Source organism: Nesterenkonia sp. K-15-9-6, from assembly GCF_052656005.1.
This window is the reverse complement of record NZ_JBQYEY010000096.1, coordinates 1-231: the sequence shown is the minus strand read 5'-3', so window position 1 is coordinate 231 and position 231 is coordinate 1. Positions and strand designations below refer to the sequence as shown.

The following is a 231-nucleotide window of genomic DNA, read 5'->3' as shown; positions in this document are numbered from 1 at the left end:
CCCGGGCGGATCGGTCGGGCTGTATCGGCTGCCGCCGGTCAGCAGCAACGCGGCAATGATCAGCAGCACGCAGCCACGTGCCGCCAGGCCGATGCGCGATATTGGCCGCACCACGCGCATGGTCTGCTCGTCGCACTGAAAGTAACGCTCGAACTTCGCCCGCCAGGCCTTGATCAGATGAGCAATGCCGGCTCCGAGCGGTATCAGCGCTGCCAGGTACACCAGCCAGCG

Annotated in this window: 1 protein-coding gene; it reads right to left on the bottom strand. The window is 66.2% G+C overall.

Features of this window, described 5'->3' with window-relative positions; all coding sequences use genetic code 11:
* On the bottom strand, positions 1 to 231 hold a 231-nt coding region (locus SD455_RS16745), incomplete at both ends, for a hypothetical protein (RefSeq protein ID WP_445508767.1).